Here is an 18259-nt window from a genome sequence, read left to right as displayed (position 1 = left end):
TCTATTCCTTGTAAATACCAATGGTTGGCGTATCACCGGCGTAGGCCCAGGCGCGATACATTCCTTCACTGTTAAACGGCAGCACCACGTTACCCTCGCGATCGATGGCAATCAGGCCTCCGCTGCCGCCGAGCGCCGGAAGTTTTTCCATCACCACCCGTTCGCAGGCTTCAAGCAGGCTGAGATTGCCATATTCCATTAGGGCGGCGATATCATAGGCCGCCAGCGTACGAATAAAGACTTCGCCGGTGCCAGTACAGGAGACGGCAACGCTGGCGTTATTGGCGTAGCATCCCGCGCCAACCAACGGGGTATCGCCAACCCGGCCCGGTAATTTATTGGTCATTCCCCCGGTAGAGGTCGCCGCCGCGAGGTTACCGTCAAAATCCAGCGCCACAGCACCCACGGTGCCCATTTTTTGGCGTTCATCCAGCGGTGCGTCATGGTCGATAATAAATTCGCCGTGGCTACGGGCTTCCACCAACTGCTGAAAACGCATATCGGTGGAGAAGAGTGAATTATTCACCCGCTCCATCCCTTCGGCTTCGGCAAAAGCTTCAGCGCCTTCACCCATCATCATCACGTGCGGGCTTTTATCCAGCACCAGCCGCGCAGCCAGCACCGGGTTACGCAGATGTTTCACTCCAGCAACGGCGCCTGCCTCCAGCGAATTACCGTCCATCACGCAGGCGTCAAGTTCGTGGGTTTCTGCGGCGGTGAATACGGAACCGATACCGGCGTTAAACAGCGGGCACTCCTCCAGCAGGCGTACAGCTTCAGTAACCGCATCCAGCGCGCTCGCGCCGGATTCCAGCATTTTCTGCGCGCTTTCGACGATGTCAGACAGCGCTGTCACGTACTCGTGCTCTTTTTGCGCTGACATCTGCTGGCGACTTATCGCCCCCGCTCCACCGTGAATCGCAATGACTGCCTTGCCCATTCGCTATCCCTTAGATCATTTTATTTATAAATATCATTATAGTGGCTCTGCTCCTATATCAATTTTGAATATAGAAAGAGCATCCGGAAATCATGAGTGAAATCCTGCAAGCTGCAGACTGTACACCACAGGTGGCATACAGTCTGCGGGGCTTTTCTGCCATAATGTGCGCATTCGAACGTTTCCCGCAGGAGTTTACCCATGGATTTTACCGCCGGATTGATACCGCTTGATACCGCGCTGACGCAGATGCTAAACCAGATAACCCCGCTGCACGACAGCGAATCGGTGCCGCTGCTGCAGGCGTTTGGCCGCATTACCGCCAGCGATATCACCTCCCCACTGGATGTACCGGGCTTTGATAACTCGGCGATGGATGGCTACGCGGTGCGTCTGGCCGATATTGCCGCACAAACGCCGTTGGCAGTCGCCGGGAAAGCATTTGCCGGGCAGCCGTTCCACGGTGAATGGCCAGCGGGCACCTGTATTCGCATTATGACCGGCGCACCGGTTCCCCCAGGCTGCGACGCGGTGGTGATGCAGGAAGAGACCGAGCAAACTGAGGCGGGTATCCGTTTTGTTGCCAATGTGAAGCCGGGGCAAAATATTCGCCTGCGTGGTGAAGACATTGCCAACGGTGCGGTGGTATTCCCTGCGGGAACGCGTCTGACGGTGGCCGAATTACCGGTACTGGCTTCGCTCGGCATTGCTGAAGTCAGCGTGGTGCGCAAAATTCGCGTCGCGCTGTTCTCCACCGGCGACGAACTCCAGCTGCCGGGTCAGCCGCTGGGTGACGGACAAATCTACGATACCAACCGCCTGGCAGTACATCTGATGCTCGAGCAGCTCGGTTGTGAAGTCATTAACCTCGGCATTATTCGTGATGACCCGGAACAGCTGCGTCAGACCTTTATCGAAGCCGATAAGTTGGCCGACGTGGTGATTAGCTCCGGTGGCGTTTCCGTTGGCGAAGCGGACTACACCAAAACCATCCTCGATGAACTGGGTGAAATCAGCTTCTGGAAACTGGCGATTAAACCCGGCAAACCGTTCGCTTTTGGCAAACTGAGCCACAGCTGGTTCTGCGGCCTGCCGGGCAACCCTGTCTCTGCCGCACTCACGTTCTATCAGCTGGTGCAGCCACTGCTGGCAAAATTGAGCGCCGGTAGCGCCGCCACTCAGGCACCGCGCCTGCGGGTGCGCACCACCGACGTGCTGAAAAAATCCCCAGGCCGTCTCGATTTCCAGCGCGGCCTGCTGACCCGTAACGAAAACGGCGAGCTCACCGTCGCGACGACCGGTCATCAGGGGTCGCATATCTTCAGCTCCTTTAGCCAGGGCAACTGCTTTATCGTGCTGGAGCGTGAGCGCGGTCGCGTCGAAGCGGGTGAATGGGTGGAAGTTGAGCCATTCAACCATCTGCTGGGTGGCCTGTAATGGCCGTGGAGCTTAGCGATAGCGAGATGCTGCGCTACAACCGGCAAATCATCCTGCGCGATTTTGACTTTGACGGTCAGGAAAAGCTGAAGGCTTCACGGGTGCTGGTTGTCGGGCTGGGCGGTCTAGGCTGCGCGGCGGCGCAGTATCTGGCAGCGGCAGGTATCGGTCAGATGACGCTGCTGGATTTTGACACCGTTGCGCTCTCCAACCTACAACGCCAAACGCTGCACAGCGATGCCACTATCGGCCAGCCGAAGGTGGACTCAGCGCGCGAGGCGCTGGCACGGATTAACCCGCACGTTGATCTCGTGGCGGTCAATGCACTGCTCGAAGAAGAAGCGCTGTCGGCGCTGATCGCTGAGCATGATCTGGTGCTCGACTGTACCGACAACGTGGCTATCCGCAACCAGCTTAACCGTGGCTGCTTCCAGCATAAAAAACCACTGGTTTCTGGGGCGGCGATTCGCATGGAAGGACAGATTTCGGTCTTTACCTATCAGCAAGGTGAGCCCTGCTACCGCTGCCTGAGCCGTCTGTTCGGGGAAAATGCCTTAACCTGCGTCGAAGCGGGCGTGATGTCGCCATTAGTCGGGGTGATCGGCGCGATGCAGGCAATGGAGGCAATTAAAGTGCTGGCCCATTACGGTACCCCGGCGGCGGGAAAACTGGTGATGTATGATGCGATGCGCTGCCAGTTCAGAGAAATGAAGCTGATGCGTAACCCTACCTGTGACGTGTGCGGCCAACCTTCGGCCTAACAACGCGTTTTCCCTCTCCTTTGCGGAGAGGGAAAACCAATCCGTTTACAGCGACGTACGACCAAACGCCGTTTGCCAATCCTGTTCAAACTTCGCCACCGCGGCATCCACCGCCGGGCTGCTGATTAGCTGTTGCGCCACGTCCAGCGGCAGCGTAATCGACTGACAACCCGCCAGCAGGCAATCCAGCGCCTGGCGCGGCGTTTTAAAGCTCGCCGCCAGTACTTTTGCCTGCGGCGCATGCAGAGCCAGCAGATCCTGTAATTCACATACGGTTTGAATACCGTTGCCGCCCTGCGCATCAAGACGATTGACATACGGCGCCACATATTCGGCCCCCGCCAGCGCGGAGAGCAGCCCCTGCGACGCGCCATACACGGCAGTTCCTAAGGTCGGAATACCTTCAGCAGACAGCAATTTAATCGCTGCCAGCCCTTCGGCCGTCACCGGAATCTTCACCACCAGATCTGGAATAATCGCCCGCAGCTTGTGTGCATCCGCCACCATACCGTCGGCGGTGGTCGCCATCACCTGGGCAAATAAACGCCCTTTGCCACCCATCGCATCCAATAACTCAGGCAGTAACGCGTCCAGCGGCTTCTTGCCTGCCGCCACGATGCTGGGATTGGTCGTCACGCCCGCCAGCGGAAATATGCGTGCCAGCGTCTTTACCGCTGCGACGTCTGAAGTGTCGAGATAGAGTTCCATGATGTGTCCTTAAACCGTGATATTGAGCATGGAATAACACTACCACAGCAAAACCTCCTCCGAAGTTGACGCACATCAAGATAACTTTCATTCGAAAGTATTTTAATCTTTATACGAAAGATGAGGAGTGCCTATGATTTTCAACATTCAGCGCTATTCCACCCATGATGGCCCAGGTATCCGCACCGTGGTCTTCCTGAAGGGCTGCTCGCTCGGCTGCCGCTGGTGCCAGAACCCGGAAAGCCGCGCGCGTGAACAGGACCTGTTGTTCGATCCGCGTCTGTGTCTTGACGGTTGCGATCTGTGCCAGAAAGCCGCCCCGGCGGTGATTGAGCGGGTGATAAGCGGTCTGGTTATTCACCGCGAAAAGCTGAATGCGGATGTACTGCACACCCTTAAAGAATGCTGCCCTACTCAGGCACTGACCGTCTGCGGCGAAGAAAAATCCGCCGACGAGATTATGGCCACCGTACTGCGCGATAAGTCGTTCTACGAACGCAGCGGCGGCGGTATGACGCTCTCCGGCGGCGAGCCGTTTATGAACCCGGAGTTGGCACTCCAGCTCCTGAAAAGCGCGCATGACAGCGGTATCCACACGGCGGTTGAAACCTGCCTGCACGTGCCGTGGCGCTACCTGGAACCAGCGCTGCCTTACATCGACCTGTTCCTCGCCGACTTAAAGCACGTGGACGACGCGCGCTTTAAAGAGTGGACCGACGGTTCCGCCAAACGCGTACTCGAGAACCTGAAACGTCTGTCGGCTGCAGGGAAAAAAATCACCCTGCGCGTCCCGCTGATTCAGGGTTTTAACGCCGACGAAGCGTCAATTAAAGCGATTACCGATTTTGCCGCCGAGCAGCTTTCCGGCGTGCGCGATATCCATTTTCTGCCTTACCACACGCTGGGCATCAATAAATATGCGCTGCTCGGCCAACCCTACTTTGCACCCGATAAGCCGCTGAACGACCTGGCGCTGTTGGATTTTGCCCAGCAGTACGCCCATGAAAATGGGTTAACGGCGACACTACGAGGATAAAACTGATGACTACGCTGACTCTCGATAAATTAACCGCCCGCATTCAGTCCCATAAAAACGCGCTGGTGCATATCGTTAAGCCGCCGGTGTGTACCGAACGTGCGCGCCACTATACCGAAGCCTATCAGCAGCACATGGATAAACCGATCCCGGTGCGTCGCGCGCTGGCGCTGGCTCATCACCTGGCGGAACGTACCATTTGGATCAAACATGACGAGCTGATCATCGGCAACCAGGCCTGCGAAGTTCGCGCCGCGCCGATTTTCCCGGAATATACCGTCAGTTGGATTGAAAAAGAGATCGATGATTTGGCCGACCGTCCGGGTGCAGGGTTTGCGGTAAGCGAAGAGAACAAGCGCGTGCTGCATGAAGTGTGCCCATGGTGGCGCGGCCAGACCGTACAGGATCGCTGCTACGGGATGTTTACCGATGAGCAAAAAGCGCTGCTGGCCACTGGCATCATCAAAGCCGAAGGCAATATGACCTCCGGCGACGCCCATCTGGCGGTGAACTTCCCGTTGCTGCTGGAAAAAGGCCTCGACGGGATGCGCGCTAAAGTTGCTGAACGCCGCACCCGTATTAATCTCACCGTGCTTGACGATCTGCACGGCGATCAGTTCCTGAAAGCAATTGATATCGTGCTCGACGCGGTGAGCTTGCACATCGTGCGCTTCGCCGAACTGGCTCGTCAAATGGCTGCTGAAGAGATCCGTGAAAGCCGCCGCGACGAGCTGCTGGCGATGGCGGAGAACTGCGATGTGATTGCCCACCAGCCGCCAAAAACGTTCTGGCAGGCGCTGCAGCTGAGCTACTTCATCCAACTGATTCTGCAAATTGAGTCTAACGGCCACTCGGTATCGTTTGGCCGTATGGACCAGTACCTCTATCCGTTCTACCGCCGTGACGTTGAGCTTGAGCAGTCGCTGGGGCGTGAGCATGCCATCGAGCTGCTGCACAGCTGCTGGCTGAAGCTACTGGAAGTGAACAAAATTCGCTCCGGTTCCCACTCGAAAGCCTCTGCGGGCAGCCCGCTGTATCAAAACGTCACTATCGGCGGCCAGAAGCGAGTGAATGGAGAAGCGCAGGACGCGGTCAACCCGCTCTCCTACGCCATTCTTGAGTCCTGCGGTCGTCTGCGTTCCACCCAGCCAAACCTGAGCGTGCGCTACCATGCGGGAATGAGTAACGACTTCCTCGACGCCTGCGTACAGGTCATTCGCTGCGGCTTCGGGATGCCGGCTTTTAACAACGATGAAATCGTGATCCCAGAATTCATCAAGCTGGGCGTAGAGCCAGAAGACGCTTACGACTATGCAGCGATCGGTTGTATCGAAACCGCCGTCGGCGGAAAGTGGGGCTACCGCTGCACCGGCATGAGCTTTATCAACTTCGCCCGCGTGATGCTAGCGGCGATGGAAGGCGGCCGCGACGCCACCAGCGGCCAGGTGTTCCTGCCGCAGGAGCACGCGCTGTCGAAAGGCAACTTTGCTAACTTCGAGCAGATGCTCGCGGATTGGGATAGCCAGATTCGTTACTACACCCGAAAGTCGATTGAGATTGAATACGTCGTTGACACCATGCTGGAAGAGAACGTGCACGATATTCTCTGCTCGGCGCTGGTGGATGACTGTATTGAGCGAGCGAAGAGTATCAAGCAAGGCGGCGCGAAATACGACTGGGTGTCTGGCCTGCAGGTCGGGATCGCCAACCTCGGCAACAGTCTGGCGGCGGTGAAAAAACTGGTCTTCGATCAGGGCATCATTGGTCAACAGGAGCTGGCAAAAGCGCTGGCGGAAGATTACGACGGCCTGACCCACGAACAGCTGCGTCAGCGCTTAATCAACGGTGCGCCAAAGTATGGCAACGATGATGATAGCGTTGACATCCTGTTGGCTCGCGCTTACCAGACCTATATCGACGAGTTGAAGCAGTATCACAACCCGCGCTACGGCCGAGGCCCGATTGGTGGTAACTACTACGCAGGGACCTCGTCCATTTCGGCCAACGTGCCGTTCGGCGCGCAAACCATGGCCACGCCGGACGGGCGCAAAGCGAAAACGCCGCTGGCGGAAGGCGCAAGCCCGGCGTCCGGAACCGACCATCTGGGCCCAACGGCGGTCATCAGCTCCGTCGGTAAGCTGCCAACGTCGGCGATTCTCGGCGGTGTGCTGTTAAACCAGAAGCTGAACCCGGCGACACTGGAAAACGAGAGCGATAAGCAAAAACTAATGGCGCTGCTGCGCACCTTCTTCGAGGTGCATAAAGGCTGGCACATTCAGTACAACATCGTGTCGCGCGAAACGCTGCTTGAAGCGAAGAAACATCCGGATCAGTACCGGGACCTGGTGGTCCGCGTCGCAGGCTACTCTGCCTTCTTCACCGCGCTGTCGCCGGATGCGCAGGACGATATCATCGCCCGTACCGAGCATACGCTGTAGCGTATGCTCCCCCTTGCCCCTCTCTCTTCCTGGAGAGGGGGCAAATCGCCCCGCTTTTCTTTCGAATGAAATTAAATTTGTGCTTTAGCTCACATTGTAATTAAATTGCTGCTGGCCGGATTTACCCCAGGAGCATCCCGTATGACCGTTAAAGTTATCGTCACTGATATGGACGGAACTTTTCTTAATGACGCCAAGACCTACGACCGTTCGCGGTTCCTGGCGCAGTTTGAACAGCTTCAGCAGCGTGGCATTGAATTCGTCGTCGCCAGCGGCAACCAGTACTATCAGCTCATCACTTTCTTCCCTGAGATACGCGACAGGATTTCCTACGTCGCTGAAAACGGTGCGCTGGTATACGAACACGGCCAGGAACTGTTCCACGGCGAGTTGACCCGCCACGAGTCGCAAACGGTATTCACCGAATTACTCAAAGATCCGCAGCTCAAGTTTGTCGCCTGTGGCCTTGAAAGCGCCTACATCAGCGATAGCGCACCAGACGAACTCGTGACGCTGATGTCCAAGCACTACTACCGCCTAAAACGCGTGGCGAACTATCACGATATTGACGACAAAATCTTTAAATTTTCGCTGAATTTGCCGGACAGCGAGATCCCCGAACTGGTGGATAAACTGCACGTGTCGCTCGATGGCATAATGAAGCCGGTAACCAGTGGCTTTGGTTTTGTTGACCTGATTATCCCCGGTCTGCATAAAGCCAACGGTATCAGCCTTCTGCTCAAACGCTGGCAGGTTTCCCCGCAGGAGTGCGTGGCGATTGGCGACAGCGACAACGACGCGGAAATGCTGAAGCTGGTGAAATACTCCTTTGCCATGGATAACGCGGCGGCACGCATTAAAGAGATCGCCCACTATCGCACCGATGACAATAACCACCACGGTGCGCTGAACGTGATTCAAGCCGTGCTGGACGGCACAAAGCCCTTCTGATTTTATCCCTACGCAGAGTGAATTAACGCAGCACCACCGGGCACATCGCCGGGTGGTGGCGTTACCTTATCTTTTCCGCCGCGCCTCGTATTTTTCCGTCATGACACCCGCTTAAAATTTAAACTTGCATTAACTTTATTTTAACTTAGAGTATCACCTGTAATGACTTTTACTTTCGAATGAAAGATTGCGAGGTTGATATGCCGATTACCTTTACCCACGAAACGCTGCCCGCCGACCCAAATGCGGCCATTCGTCAAATGAAACAGGCGCTACGCGCGCAGATTGGCGATGTACAAGCGGCGTTCGACCGCTTGAGCACCACGATTGAAGCGCGCGTGGCGGAGATTAATTCCCTGAAGGCGCAGGGACAGTCGGTCTGGCCGATGATTCCGTTCGCGGATATCGCAGAGGGGAAGATAGGCGATGCAACCCGTGCAGAGGTCAAACGCCGCGGCTGTGCGGTCATTAAAGGCCACTTCCCGCGCGAACAGGCGCTGGCGTGGGATCGTTCAATGCTCGATTATCTCGATCTCAACCGTTTCGACGATGTCTATAAAGGCCCCGGCGACACCTTCTTCGGCTCACTCGACGCCTCGCGCCCGGAGATCTACCCGATCTACTGGTCACAGGCGCAGATGCAGGCGCGGCAAAGTGAGCCAATGGCGCAGGCACAGTCATTTTTAAACCGCCTATGGCAGGTAGAAAGCGAAGGCCGGCAGTGGTTTAACCCGGACATCAGCGTGATTTATCCGGACCGCATTCGCCGCCGCCCGCCGGGAACCACCTCGAAAGGGCTGGGCGCGCATACCGACTCCGGCGCGCTCGAACGCTGGCTGCTGCCGGCCTATCAGCAGGTCTTCGCCAGCGTCTTTAACGGCAACGTCGAGCAGTACGATCCGTGGAATGCGGCGCATCGCACCGAAGTCGAAGAGTATACGGTGGATAACACCACTAAATGCTCGGTGTTCCGCACCTTCCAGGGCTGGACGGCGCTGTCAGATATGATCCCTGACCAAGGGCTGCTACACGTGGTGCCAATCCCGGAAGCCATGGCCTACGTGCTGCTGCGTCCGCTGCTCGACGATGTACCGGATGACGAACTGTGCGGCGTGGCACCGGGCAAAGTACTGCCGATTTCCGAGAGGTGGCACCCGCTGTTAATTAGCGCCCTGACCTCAATCCCGGCGCTGGAAGCCGGTGATTCCGTCTGGTGGCACTGCGATGTCATTCACTCTGTCGCCCCGGTGGAAAACCAGCAGGGCTGGGGCAACGTGATGTACATTCCCGCCGCACCGATGTGCGCCAAAAACCTTGCCTATGCGCATAAGGTGAAAGCGGCGCTGGAGCGCGGTGCGTCGCCGGGGGACTTCCCGCGTGAAGACTACGAAGCCAACTGGCAAGGCCGTTTTACCCTGGCCGATCTCAATATTCACGGCAAGCGCGCGCTGGGTATCGACGTCTGATTACCGTATAACCCTTCGCGTTCCACGGCGGAGTGCCCTTTTCCTGGACGCACCCGCCGTACCGATTCCCGAACCGCCAAACGGCCATGCAGCAGCAGCGAACCGACCGGCGCATCAGGGCGAATCAAACGCTGCTGCAGCATCTGCACGGCTTCAATACCCAACTCATCGCGCGGCACATGGACGGCAGTCAGCGGGACATCTTCAATCGCCGCAAGGTTAAACCCGTCGATGCTCATCACCGACACATCCTGCGGCACGCGCAGACCACGCTGGCTAAGCGCATTGATGGTGCCGGCCGCCATAAAATCACCGCCCACCAGAAACGCCGTCGGCATTGCCCGTCCGTTCAGCTCATCCAGCCACTGCCCCACTTTTTCCTGCGCTTCTTTCGCGCTAAAGCTGCTGATGTTAAGTAAATCACGCTCGTGTTCAAATACCAGGTTGTGCTGCCGCCACGACTCTTTCACCCCGGCTAATCGCTGTTCCATGGTGTAACGACGCAGGCACATCACGTTCATCACCTCGCGGTGCCCCATCTCGAACAGGTAGCGGGCGGCAAATGCGCCAATCATCCGGTGATCCGGAGCGATCGCCGGGAGGCGCATCCTCTCATCGCGGCAGTTGATCAACACGCAGGGTTTGCCAAGATCGGCCGCCAGATCGTGAATATGCGGATCGTCGATACCCAGCAGGATCGCGGCCTGGGTTTCCGCTTCATTCATCCGTGCCAGGAAGAGCGCTGGATCGCTGTCATTCTCCTCCAGTGGGCAGTAGCGCAGACGTACTTCATGCGCGGAAAGCGCCTTGGTGATGCTCTGGATCACGCGGTAGTAGAAGATATCCGAACGCTCATCAAACGCCCGCGGTGGCGCAAAGATAATCAGGTTATTCAGCAGCATACGTCCAGCGGCCAGGCCGTCCATCACCCCTAATTCACGAGCACAGGCCAATACCTGTTCGCGCGCCCGCGCGCTGGTATTGGCCTTCCCCGCCAGAACCCGCGAAACCGTGCTGGCGGAAAGCCCCGTACGCTGGGCAATTTCCGCAATTTTCAGCTTCTTTTCCATTTTGTGATCCGCATCTAATTCAGAAATGAAAGAATTTTCATGACCTAAAAACCGCAATTTTTCTGGCCTTAAGTACCTATACGCAATGTATATCAGCCGCTCATGAAAAAACGTGCATAAAACCTACTTTTCTCAATTTTTGTTCTCCCCTACTGTGAATTGGTAGAACAACTTCCATACAAGAATGATGGAAGGTCGTAGAAATAAAATAAATAAATATCAATAAATTAAAAAAAGTGGTGTGACAACTCTCCACGGAGTTGCCCCACCGTTCCCTACATCTTCTTGTGGAGATCCCTATGAGTCAGGGTATCAATAACGATATGGCCGTGAGTAAACCGCGCCGGATAGTCAAAAACTTACGCTGGTGGGTACTGGTCCTCTTTTTACTGGGCGTGACCGTCAACTACATCACCCGTAACTCGCTGGGGATCCTCGCCCCAGAACTGAAAACCAGCCTCGGCATCACCACCGAACAGTATTCGTGGATTGTGGGCGCATTCCAGCTGGCCTATACCTTGTTCCAGCCGTTGTGCGGCTGGTTGATTGACGTTATCGGCCTCAAACTTGGTTTTATGATTTGTGCCGGTCTTTGGGCGTTAACCTGCTTGCTGCACGCTGGCGCTGGAAACTGGCTGCATCTGGCAATTCTGCGCTTCTTTATGGGCGGTGCAGAGGCGGCTGCAACCCCGGCCAACGCCAAAACCATCGGCGAGTGGTTCCCAAAATCCGAACGTCCGGTGGCCGCTGGTTGGGCAGGCGTCGGCTTCTCGATTGGTGCAATGCTGGCGCCGCCAATTATCTACTTCGCGCATGCATCGTTCGGCTGGCAGGGTGCGTTTATGTTTACCGGCGTGCTGGCGGCCGCGTGGGTGGTGCTGTGGTGGGCGTTCTACCATAACCCGGATAAACACCCGAACCTGAGTAAAGAAGAGCTGGAATTCATTCGTCAGGATAATGAACCACCGGCGGTGAAATTACCGTTCCTCACCGCGCTGAAAACCGTCGGCAAGAACAAGCGTTTTTACGGTATCGCAATCCCAGCATTTATGGCTGAACCGGCATGGGCAGTGATGAGCTTCTGGGTGCCGCTATACCTCTCCAAAGCCTACGGCATGGACCTGAAGCAGATTGCCCTCTTCGCCTGGCTGCCGTTCCTGGCCGCCGACCTTGGCAGCGTTGCTAGCGGTTACTTGACCAAACTGTATGTTCGCCTGTTCGGCTGCTCCCGCGTGAACTCCATTGTGGCGTCCTCGGTCAGCGGCGCGTTCCTGATGATCTCCCTTGCGGCAATGGCCTTCACCAATAACCCGTATGTCGCCATTGCACTGATTTCCATTGGCGGTTTCGGTCACCAGATTATCTCCTGCATGCTCAGCGCCCTGGTGGTGGAGTCCTTTGACAAAGGCCAGATGGCGACCGTCAACGGCATGCGTGGATCCGCGGCGTGGATCGCCAGCTTCGCTTTCTCCCTGATTATCGGCGTTACCGCCGACAAGATTGGCTTCAACCCATTATTCATCGCCATGGGCTTCTTTGACCTGATTGGCGCTTGCTTCCTGGTCACCTTTATTGCTGAACGTCGCGCAAAACGCGCCTGAGAGTGGATGTAAACATGAAAACGCTGAAAAACTGGACCCTGCAAAAACAGTCAACCCATCACGTCGAGCTGAGCGTTGATGGCCAGCACACGCTGTGTCTGTACGTACTGGAAGAGAATCTGTTTCGCGTGCTGTTGAAACGCAAAGGCGAGCTGGCGCTGAATCGCACCTGGAGTATCGCACCACAGCAGGATGTTCCGTGGGAAGGCCGAGACCGTGAAGATCTCAGCGGTTTTACCCTGCCTGGCTGGACGCTCAATCAGCAGGATGACACCCTTGTGGTGGCAACCGAATCCCTGCGCGCGACCGTCCACCAGCCGCTGTGGATTGAGTGGCACTACCGCAATGCCGAGGGCGAATGGCAGCCGCTGGTCAATGACCGTCCAACCAGCGCTTATCTGGTCAATGCCCACGGCGACGGTGTGGCTCACTACCAAAGCCGTCGTAAAGATGAGCGTTTCTACGGCCTGGGCGATAAAGCGGGTGACCTGCAGCGCGGCGGCAAACGTTACGAGATGCGTAACCTTGATGCCATGGGCTATAACGCGGTAAGCACTGACCCGCTGTATAAGCATATTCCGTTCACCATCACCCGCCGTGACGATGTGAGCTTCGGTCTGTTTTACGATAACCTCAGCAGCTGCTGGCTGGATCTGGGGAATGAAATCGATAACTACCACACCGCCTACCGCCGCTGGCAGGCCGAAGCCGGCGATATCGATTACTACCTGTTTACCGGCGAACGCGTGCTGGATGTCACCAAGGCGTTCGTCCGCCTGACCGGCAAAACCCTGTTTGGGCCGAAATGGAGCCTTGGTTACAGCGGTTCGACCATGCATTACACCGATGCGCCGGATGCACAAAATCAGCTGATGAACTTCATTCGTCTTTGTGATGAACACGCAATTCCGTGCGACTCATTCCAGCTCTCCTCCGGCTATACCTCGATCAACGGCAAGCGCTACGTGTTCAACTGGAACTACGACAAAGTGCCGCAGCCGAAGGTGATGAGCCAGGCGTTCCACGATGCGGGCCTGCATCTGGCGGCTAACATCAAGCCGTGCCTGCTACAGGATCACCCACGCTACGGCGAAGTCGCCGAGGGTGGGCTCTTTATCCGCGATTCAGAAAGTGACGGCCCTGAACGTTCCAGCTTCTGGGATGATGAAGGTTCACACCTCGACTTCACCAACCCGAAAACCGTGGCCTGGTGGCAGGAAGGCGTGACCCAGCAGCTGCTAGAGCAAGACATCGACTCCACCTGGAACGATAATAACGAGTTTGAAGTGTGGGACGGCGAAGCGCGCTGCTACGGCTTTGGCAACGAAATTGCTATCAAGCACATTCGCCCGGTCATGCCGCTGCTGATGATTCGCGCCTCGCTGGAAGCCCAGCAGCGTTTTGCACCGAACAAGCGCCCGTACCTGATTTCCCGTTCCGGCTGCGCCGGGATGCAGCGCTACGTGCAAACCTGGAGCGGCGATAACCGCACCAACTGGGACACCCTGCGCTACAACATCCGTATGGGTCTGGGGATGAGCCTTTCCGGGCTATATAACCTGGGTCATGACGTTGGTGGCTTCTCCGGCGATAAACCGGATCCGGAACTGTTTGTACGCTGGGTGCAAAACGGGGTCATGCACCCGCGCTTTACCATCCACTCATGGAACGATGATCATACGGTCAACGAACCGTGGATGTATCCGGCCATCACGCCGTGCATTCGCGAGGCCATTGAGCTGCGCTATCGCCTGATGCCGTACCTCTACACCTTGCTGTGGCAGGCACACGTTGATGATGAGCCGATGCTGCGCCCAACCTTCCTCGATCACGAGCACGATGAGAACACCTTCGGTGAGTGCGATGACTTCCTGCTGGGACGTGACCTGCTGGTCGCCAGCGTGGTTGAACAGGGCCAGCGCCAACGCCCGGTATGGCTGCCTGACAATGAACACGGCTGGTACGATTTCTATACCGGTGAATGGTTCTCCGGCGGTCAAAACATCGTGATTGATGCACCGCTGGAGAAACTGCCGCTGCTGGTGCGTGCGGGTGCAGGTTTGCCGCTCAGCGAGCGCATCGCCTATGTTAACGCTGCCGAAGATAATAGCCGTGAACTCAAGCTGTTCCCGGTGAAAGGCGTCGGTTCAACCCGCGGCCAGCTGTTTGAGGATGACGGCGAATCCTGGGGTTACCAGGAAGGTAACGCGCTATGGCTGGATTGGGAGATGGTCTGCACCGGCGGTACCATCGACCTTAAAGTGAAAGCTCGCGGGGATTACCATCCGGCGTGGCAAGCGCTGAAAGTCACTCTGCCGGCGGGTGAGAAACGCCAGCTGTTGATTAACGGCGTTGCCACCAGCGAGTGGGTTCGGAACTAAGTCCTTTGCCCGTTAAGCCTGGATAAAGCTGTTTATTGTCCAGCTGTAACAAAGTACGCCATGTGTGTAACAGCACATGGCGTTTTTTATGGCGCAAAGATAACGTAGGAGTGCCCTTCAACTCGTGGAAGACCGACAATGAAAGCATTAACCGTTCTTGCTGTTGCGCTGGTTCTGAGTTCAACGAGCGCGCTGGCTTTTCAGGAGAAGCCGTCACCCGAAGCCGTTGCTGCCAGCGCGACGGTAAAAACCACTGCGCTTAGCCGTTTTTCAGCGGATGAGAATGATGGTTCGATTGCCCAGGTTTATAGCCCTGGCACCTTTAGTAACAACACCTATACCGCAAACGGCTACCCGGTTCCTGTCCCTCATCATCATTAATGCCTAATGCGTTGCTACCCGCCGTTTCCCTCCTGAATGAAACGGCATCGTGTACCGATGGCGACAGCACATCGTCGCCATCAATAACCCAGCCAGGCAATTCAGTGTGTTGATGAGTTTCTCCCCCGTCCCCAAAGCCCCGCATAGCGATCCGCAAACCAACGGACAATAGCGTACCGCCAGGATTTAGGTTGACGCGACGATCTACGACGGCAATGTGACAGGCACTCCTGAACCACCTCATGACGGGTAATATTCCTCAACACTTTTAGGCCGAGATATTCCATCTCCGTATCGCTGCGCATCTGGCTTATCGTCACATAGAAAACGGCACCGCGCTGCCGAACCTGATAGCAATAAAAGGTCTGTTCGTCCGCACTGGTGTAAAACGTAAATTCCTGCATCGCGCGATCCCCTCGTACATCAATAGGGGTCATTCTTCACAAAATTGTGCAGGAAATATGGGGCGAAAAAGGAGTTGTCAGCATGTTGCCGATAAATTGAAGAATGTGAAAAAAGCAGACGGGGAGAATCATGTCTCCGGTGCGGTCATCCCGCACCGGAGGGAGCACAACTTAGTTGTCGATGCCTTTGCTGCGCAGGTAATCTTCGTAGTTACCGGTGAAGTCAACCACGCGCTCAGGCGTAATTTCAATCACGCGGGTCGCCAGCGAGCTCACGAACTCACGGTCGTGGGAAACGAAGATCAGGGTGCCCTGATACATTTCCAGCGCCATGTTCAGCGATTCGATAGATTCCATATCCAGGTGGTTGGTAGGTTCATCCATCACCAGAATGTTCGGTTTCTGCATCATCAGCTTACCGAACAGCATACGGCCCTTCTCACCACCGGAGAGTACTTTCGCCGGTTTTTTGATATCGTCCTGGCTGAACAGCAGGCGCCCCAGGAAACCACGAACCACCTGCTCATCGTCGCCTTCCTGTTTCCACTGGCTCATCCAGTCAAACACGGTCAGGTCGTTATCGAAATCTTCCGCGTGATCCTGCGCGTAGTAGCCAATTTGCGCATTTTCAGACCATTTCACGGTGCCGTGATCGGCTTCCAGCTCACCTACCAGCGTTTTCAGCATGGTGGTTTTACCCACGCCGTTCGCACCGAGGATGGCAAGCTTTTCGCCCACTTCCAGCAGCAGGTTAACGTTCTTAAACAGCGGACCGTTATCAAAGCCTTTGGTAAGCTCTTCCACCGCCAGCGCGTTACGGAACAGTTTCTTGTCCTGTTCAAAACGAATGAACGGGTTCTGACGACTGGAGGCTTTGACTTCATCCAGTTTGATTTTGTCGATCTGGCGAGCTCGCGAGGTGGCCTGACGAGATTTAGAGGCGTTAGCGCTAAAGCGGCTCACGAAGGATTGCAGGTCTGCAATCTGGGCTTTTTTCTTGGCGTTATCCGCCAGCAGACGTTCACGCGCCTGCGTTGCAGCCGTCATGTATTCGTCGTAGTTGCCAGGGTAAACGCGCAGTTCGCCGTAGTCCAGATCCGCCATGTGGGTGCAGACCATGTTCAGGAAGTGACGGTCGTGCGAGATGATGATCATGGTGCTGTCGCGCTCGTTAAGCGTCTGCTCCAGCCAGCGAATGGTGTCGATGTCCAGGTTGTTCGTTGGTTCATCGAGCAGCAGGATGTCTGGGTTAGAGAACAGCGCCTGCGCCAGCAGCACACGCAGTTTCCAGCCTGGAGCGACTTCGCTCATCAGACCGTAATGCTGTTCAACGGGAATCCCCACGCCCAGCAGCAGTTCACCCGCTCGGGCTTCCGCAGAATAACCGTCCATTTCACCGTAGAGCACTTCAAGATCGGCCACTTTGTAGCCATCTTCTTCACTCATTTCAGCCAGACCGTAGATGCGGTCACGCTCTTGTTTCACTTCCCACAGCTCACCGTGACCCATAATCACCGTATCCAGCACGGTGAACTCTTCAAAGGCGAACTGATCCTGGCGCAGCTTACCGATGCGTTCGTTTGGATCGATGGAGACGTTGCCCAGCGTCGGTTCTAAGTCGCCGCCGAGAATTTTCATAAAGGTTGATTTGCCGCTCCCGTTAGCGCCAATCAGGCCGTAACGGTTGCCGCCGCCAAATTTGACGGAGATATTTTCGAACAGCGGCTTACTGCCAAACTGCATGGTAACGTTGCTGGTAACTAACACGGGAGTATCCTGAAGAATGTGACAAACCGCCTATTGTGCCACAATTCCGAATAAAAAGCGCCCGCCATCGCAAGACGCTAAACTGTAACTGAAGTGAAAAAAATGTGATTTAGTACACATCCGAATTCCCTGCGGCAAGGAATGCACATATAATGCGCTCCTACCAACAGGCTGAATTCCTAAACAACCGCCGTAAGGCACTGATACCTCGCACAACATGAACATGAAATTAAAAACGATTTTCGCTGCAGCGCTTGCTGTCGTGGGCTTCTGTAATTCGGCATCCGCGGTGACGTATCCGCTGCCGACCAACGGCAGCCGCATTGTCGGTCAGAACCAGGTTATCACCATTCCTGACGACAATAAGCAACCACTGGAATACTTCGCGGCCCAGTATCAGATGGGTTTGTCCAACATGCTGGAAGCTAACCCTGGCGTGGATACCTATCTGCCAAAGGGCGGCACCGTGCTGAATATTCCTCAGCAGCTGATCCTGCCGGATACCGTGCATGAAGGTATTGTGATTAACAGCGCAGAGATGCGTCTGTACTACTATCCGAAGGGCACCAACACCGTTATCGTGCTGCCAATTGGTATCGGCCAGCTGGGCAAAGATACGCCTATCAACTGGACCACCAAGGTAGAACGTAAGAAAGCCGGTCCAACCTGGACACCAACGGCGAAAATGCACGCAGAATACATCGCTGCGGGTAACCCACTGCCAGCCGTTGTACCTGCCGGCCCGGATAACCCAATGGGTCTGTACGCGCTGTACATCGGCCGTCTGTACGCCATTCACGGCACCAACGCCAACTTCGGTATCGGCCTGCGCGTAAGCCACGGTTGCGTACGTCTACGTCTGTCTCTTATACACATCTGACGCTCCTGTCTCTTATACACATCTGACGCTGCCGACGA

At 56.0% G+C, this 18259-nt stretch carries 13 protein-coding genes and 1 pseudogene; 10 read left to right on the top strand and 4 right to left on the bottom strand.

Annotated features, from left to right (window positions below):
* Position 1: 1 nt before the first annotated feature.
* Positions 2-940, bottom strand: a complete 939-nt coding sequence (gene iaaA / locus KP80_RS13940) for a beta-aspartyl-peptidase (RefSeq protein ID WP_052284256.1) — start codon at positions 938-940, stop codon at positions 2-4.
* 201 nt (positions 941-1141) lie between these two features.
* Here iaaA and moeA point away from each other — a divergent pair, with 201 nt between their 5' ends.
* Both moeA and moeB read left to right on the top strand, forming a co-directional pair.
* Positions 1142-2377 carry a molybdopterin molybdotransferase MoeA gene (gene moeA / locus KP80_RS13935; RefSeq protein ID WP_052284255.1) on the top strand — a complete coding sequence of 412 codons (1236 nt, stop codon included), beginning with the start codon at positions 1142-1144 and terminating at the stop codon, positions 2375-2377.
* Positions 2377-3138, top strand: a complete 762-nt coding sequence (moeB, locus tag KP80_RS13930) for a molybdopterin-synthase adenylyltransferase MoeB (RefSeq protein ID WP_052284254.1) — start codon at positions 2377-2379, stop codon at positions 3136-3138. The genes moeA and moeB overlap by 1 nt, the downstream gene beginning before the upstream one ends.
* Before the next feature lie 45 nt (positions 3139-3183).
* On the opposite strand, the gene fsa is transcribed toward moeB, so the two are convergent.
* Positions 3184-3846, bottom strand: coding sequence for a fructose-6-phosphate aldolase (fsa, locus tag KP80_RS13925; RefSeq protein ID WP_052284253.1), 663 nt, complete (start codon positions 3844-3846; stop codon positions 3184-3186).
* A 133-nt stretch (positions 3847-3979) separates the two neighbouring features.
* Between fsa and KP80_RS13920 the strand changes: the two genes are divergently transcribed.
* The 4 genes from KP80_RS13920 (at position 3980) to KP80_RS13905 (ending at position 9737) form a co-directional block, all read left to right on the top strand.
* A complete protein-coding gene (locus KP80_RS13920; RefSeq protein WP_052284252.1) occupies positions 3980-4882 on the top strand; it encodes a glycyl-radical enzyme activating protein in 903 nt (300 codons plus the stop codon).
* A gap of 5 nt (positions 4883-4887) precedes the next feature.
* Positions 4888-7320, top strand: a complete 2433-nt coding sequence (locus KP80_RS13915) for a formate C-acetyltransferase/glycerol dehydratase family glycyl radical enzyme (protein ID WP_052284251.1) — start codon at positions 4888-4890, stop codon at positions 7318-7320.
* Between the two features lie 141 nt (positions 7321-7461).
* Complete coding sequence (locus tag KP80_RS13910; RefSeq protein WP_052284250.1) at positions 7462-8271, top strand: Cof-type HAD-IIB family hydrolase; 810 nt, start codon at positions 7462-7464, stop codon at positions 8269-8271.
* Positions 8272-8471: 200 nt separating this feature from the next.
* Positions 8472-9737, top strand: a complete 1266-nt coding sequence (locus KP80_RS13905) for a DUF1479 domain-containing protein (RefSeq protein WP_052284341.1) — start codon at positions 8472-8474, stop codon at positions 9735-9737.
* On the opposite strand, the gene KP80_RS13900 is transcribed toward KP80_RS13905, so the two are convergent.
* On the bottom strand, positions 9704-10807 hold the full coding sequence (locus tag KP80_RS13900; protein ID WP_052284249.1) for a LacI family DNA-binding transcriptional regulator: 1104 nt from the start codon (positions 10805-10807) through the stop codon (positions 9704-9706). The genes KP80_RS13905 and KP80_RS13900 overlap by 34 nt on opposite strands.
* A 299-nt stretch (positions 10808-11106) precedes the next feature.
* Here KP80_RS13900 and KP80_RS13895 point away from each other — a divergent pair, with 299 nt between their 5' ends.
* From KP80_RS13895 to KP80_RS13885, 3 genes are all read left to right on the top strand, one after another.
* Positions 11107-12408 (top strand): MFS transporter, encoded by a 1302-nt coding sequence (locus KP80_RS13895; protein WP_052284248.1) that lies wholly within the window; start codon positions 11107-11109, stop codon positions 12406-12408.
* 14 nt (positions 12409-12422) lie between these two features.
* A complete protein-coding gene (locus KP80_RS13890) occupies positions 12423-14789 on the top strand; it encodes a TIM-barrel domain-containing protein (RefSeq protein WP_052284247.1) in 2367 nt (788 codons plus the stop codon).
* A gap of 138 nt (positions 14790-14927) precedes the next feature.
* Complete coding sequence (locus KP80_RS13885; RefSeq protein ID WP_052284246.1) at positions 14928-15170, top strand: hypothetical protein; 243 nt, start codon at positions 14928-14930, stop codon at positions 15168-15170.
* Between the two features lie 575 nt (positions 15171-15745).
* Here KP80_RS13885 and KP80_RS13880 read toward each other — a convergent pair.
* Positions 15746-17341, bottom strand: a complete 1596-nt coding sequence (locus KP80_RS13880; protein ID WP_052284245.1) for an ABC-F family ATPase — start codon at positions 17339-17341, stop codon at positions 15746-15748.
* Between the two features lie 217 nt (positions 17342-17558).
* On the opposite strand from KP80_RS13880, the pseudogene KP80_RS13875 reads away from it, so the two are divergent.
* Positions 17559-18200: pseudogene (locus KP80_RS13875) on the top strand (L,D-transpeptidase family protein); the annotation flags it as partial.
* Positions 18201-18259: the final 59 nt, after the last annotated feature.

Source organism: Kluyvera genomosp. 1 (assembly GCF_001266615.1).
GTDB lineage: Bacteria > Pseudomonadota > Gammaproteobacteria > Enterobacterales > Enterobacteriaceae > Kluyvera > Kluyvera cryocrescens_A.
Note: the sequence above shows the minus strand (reverse complement) of the source record. Positions and strands in the feature narration are given on the sequence as shown.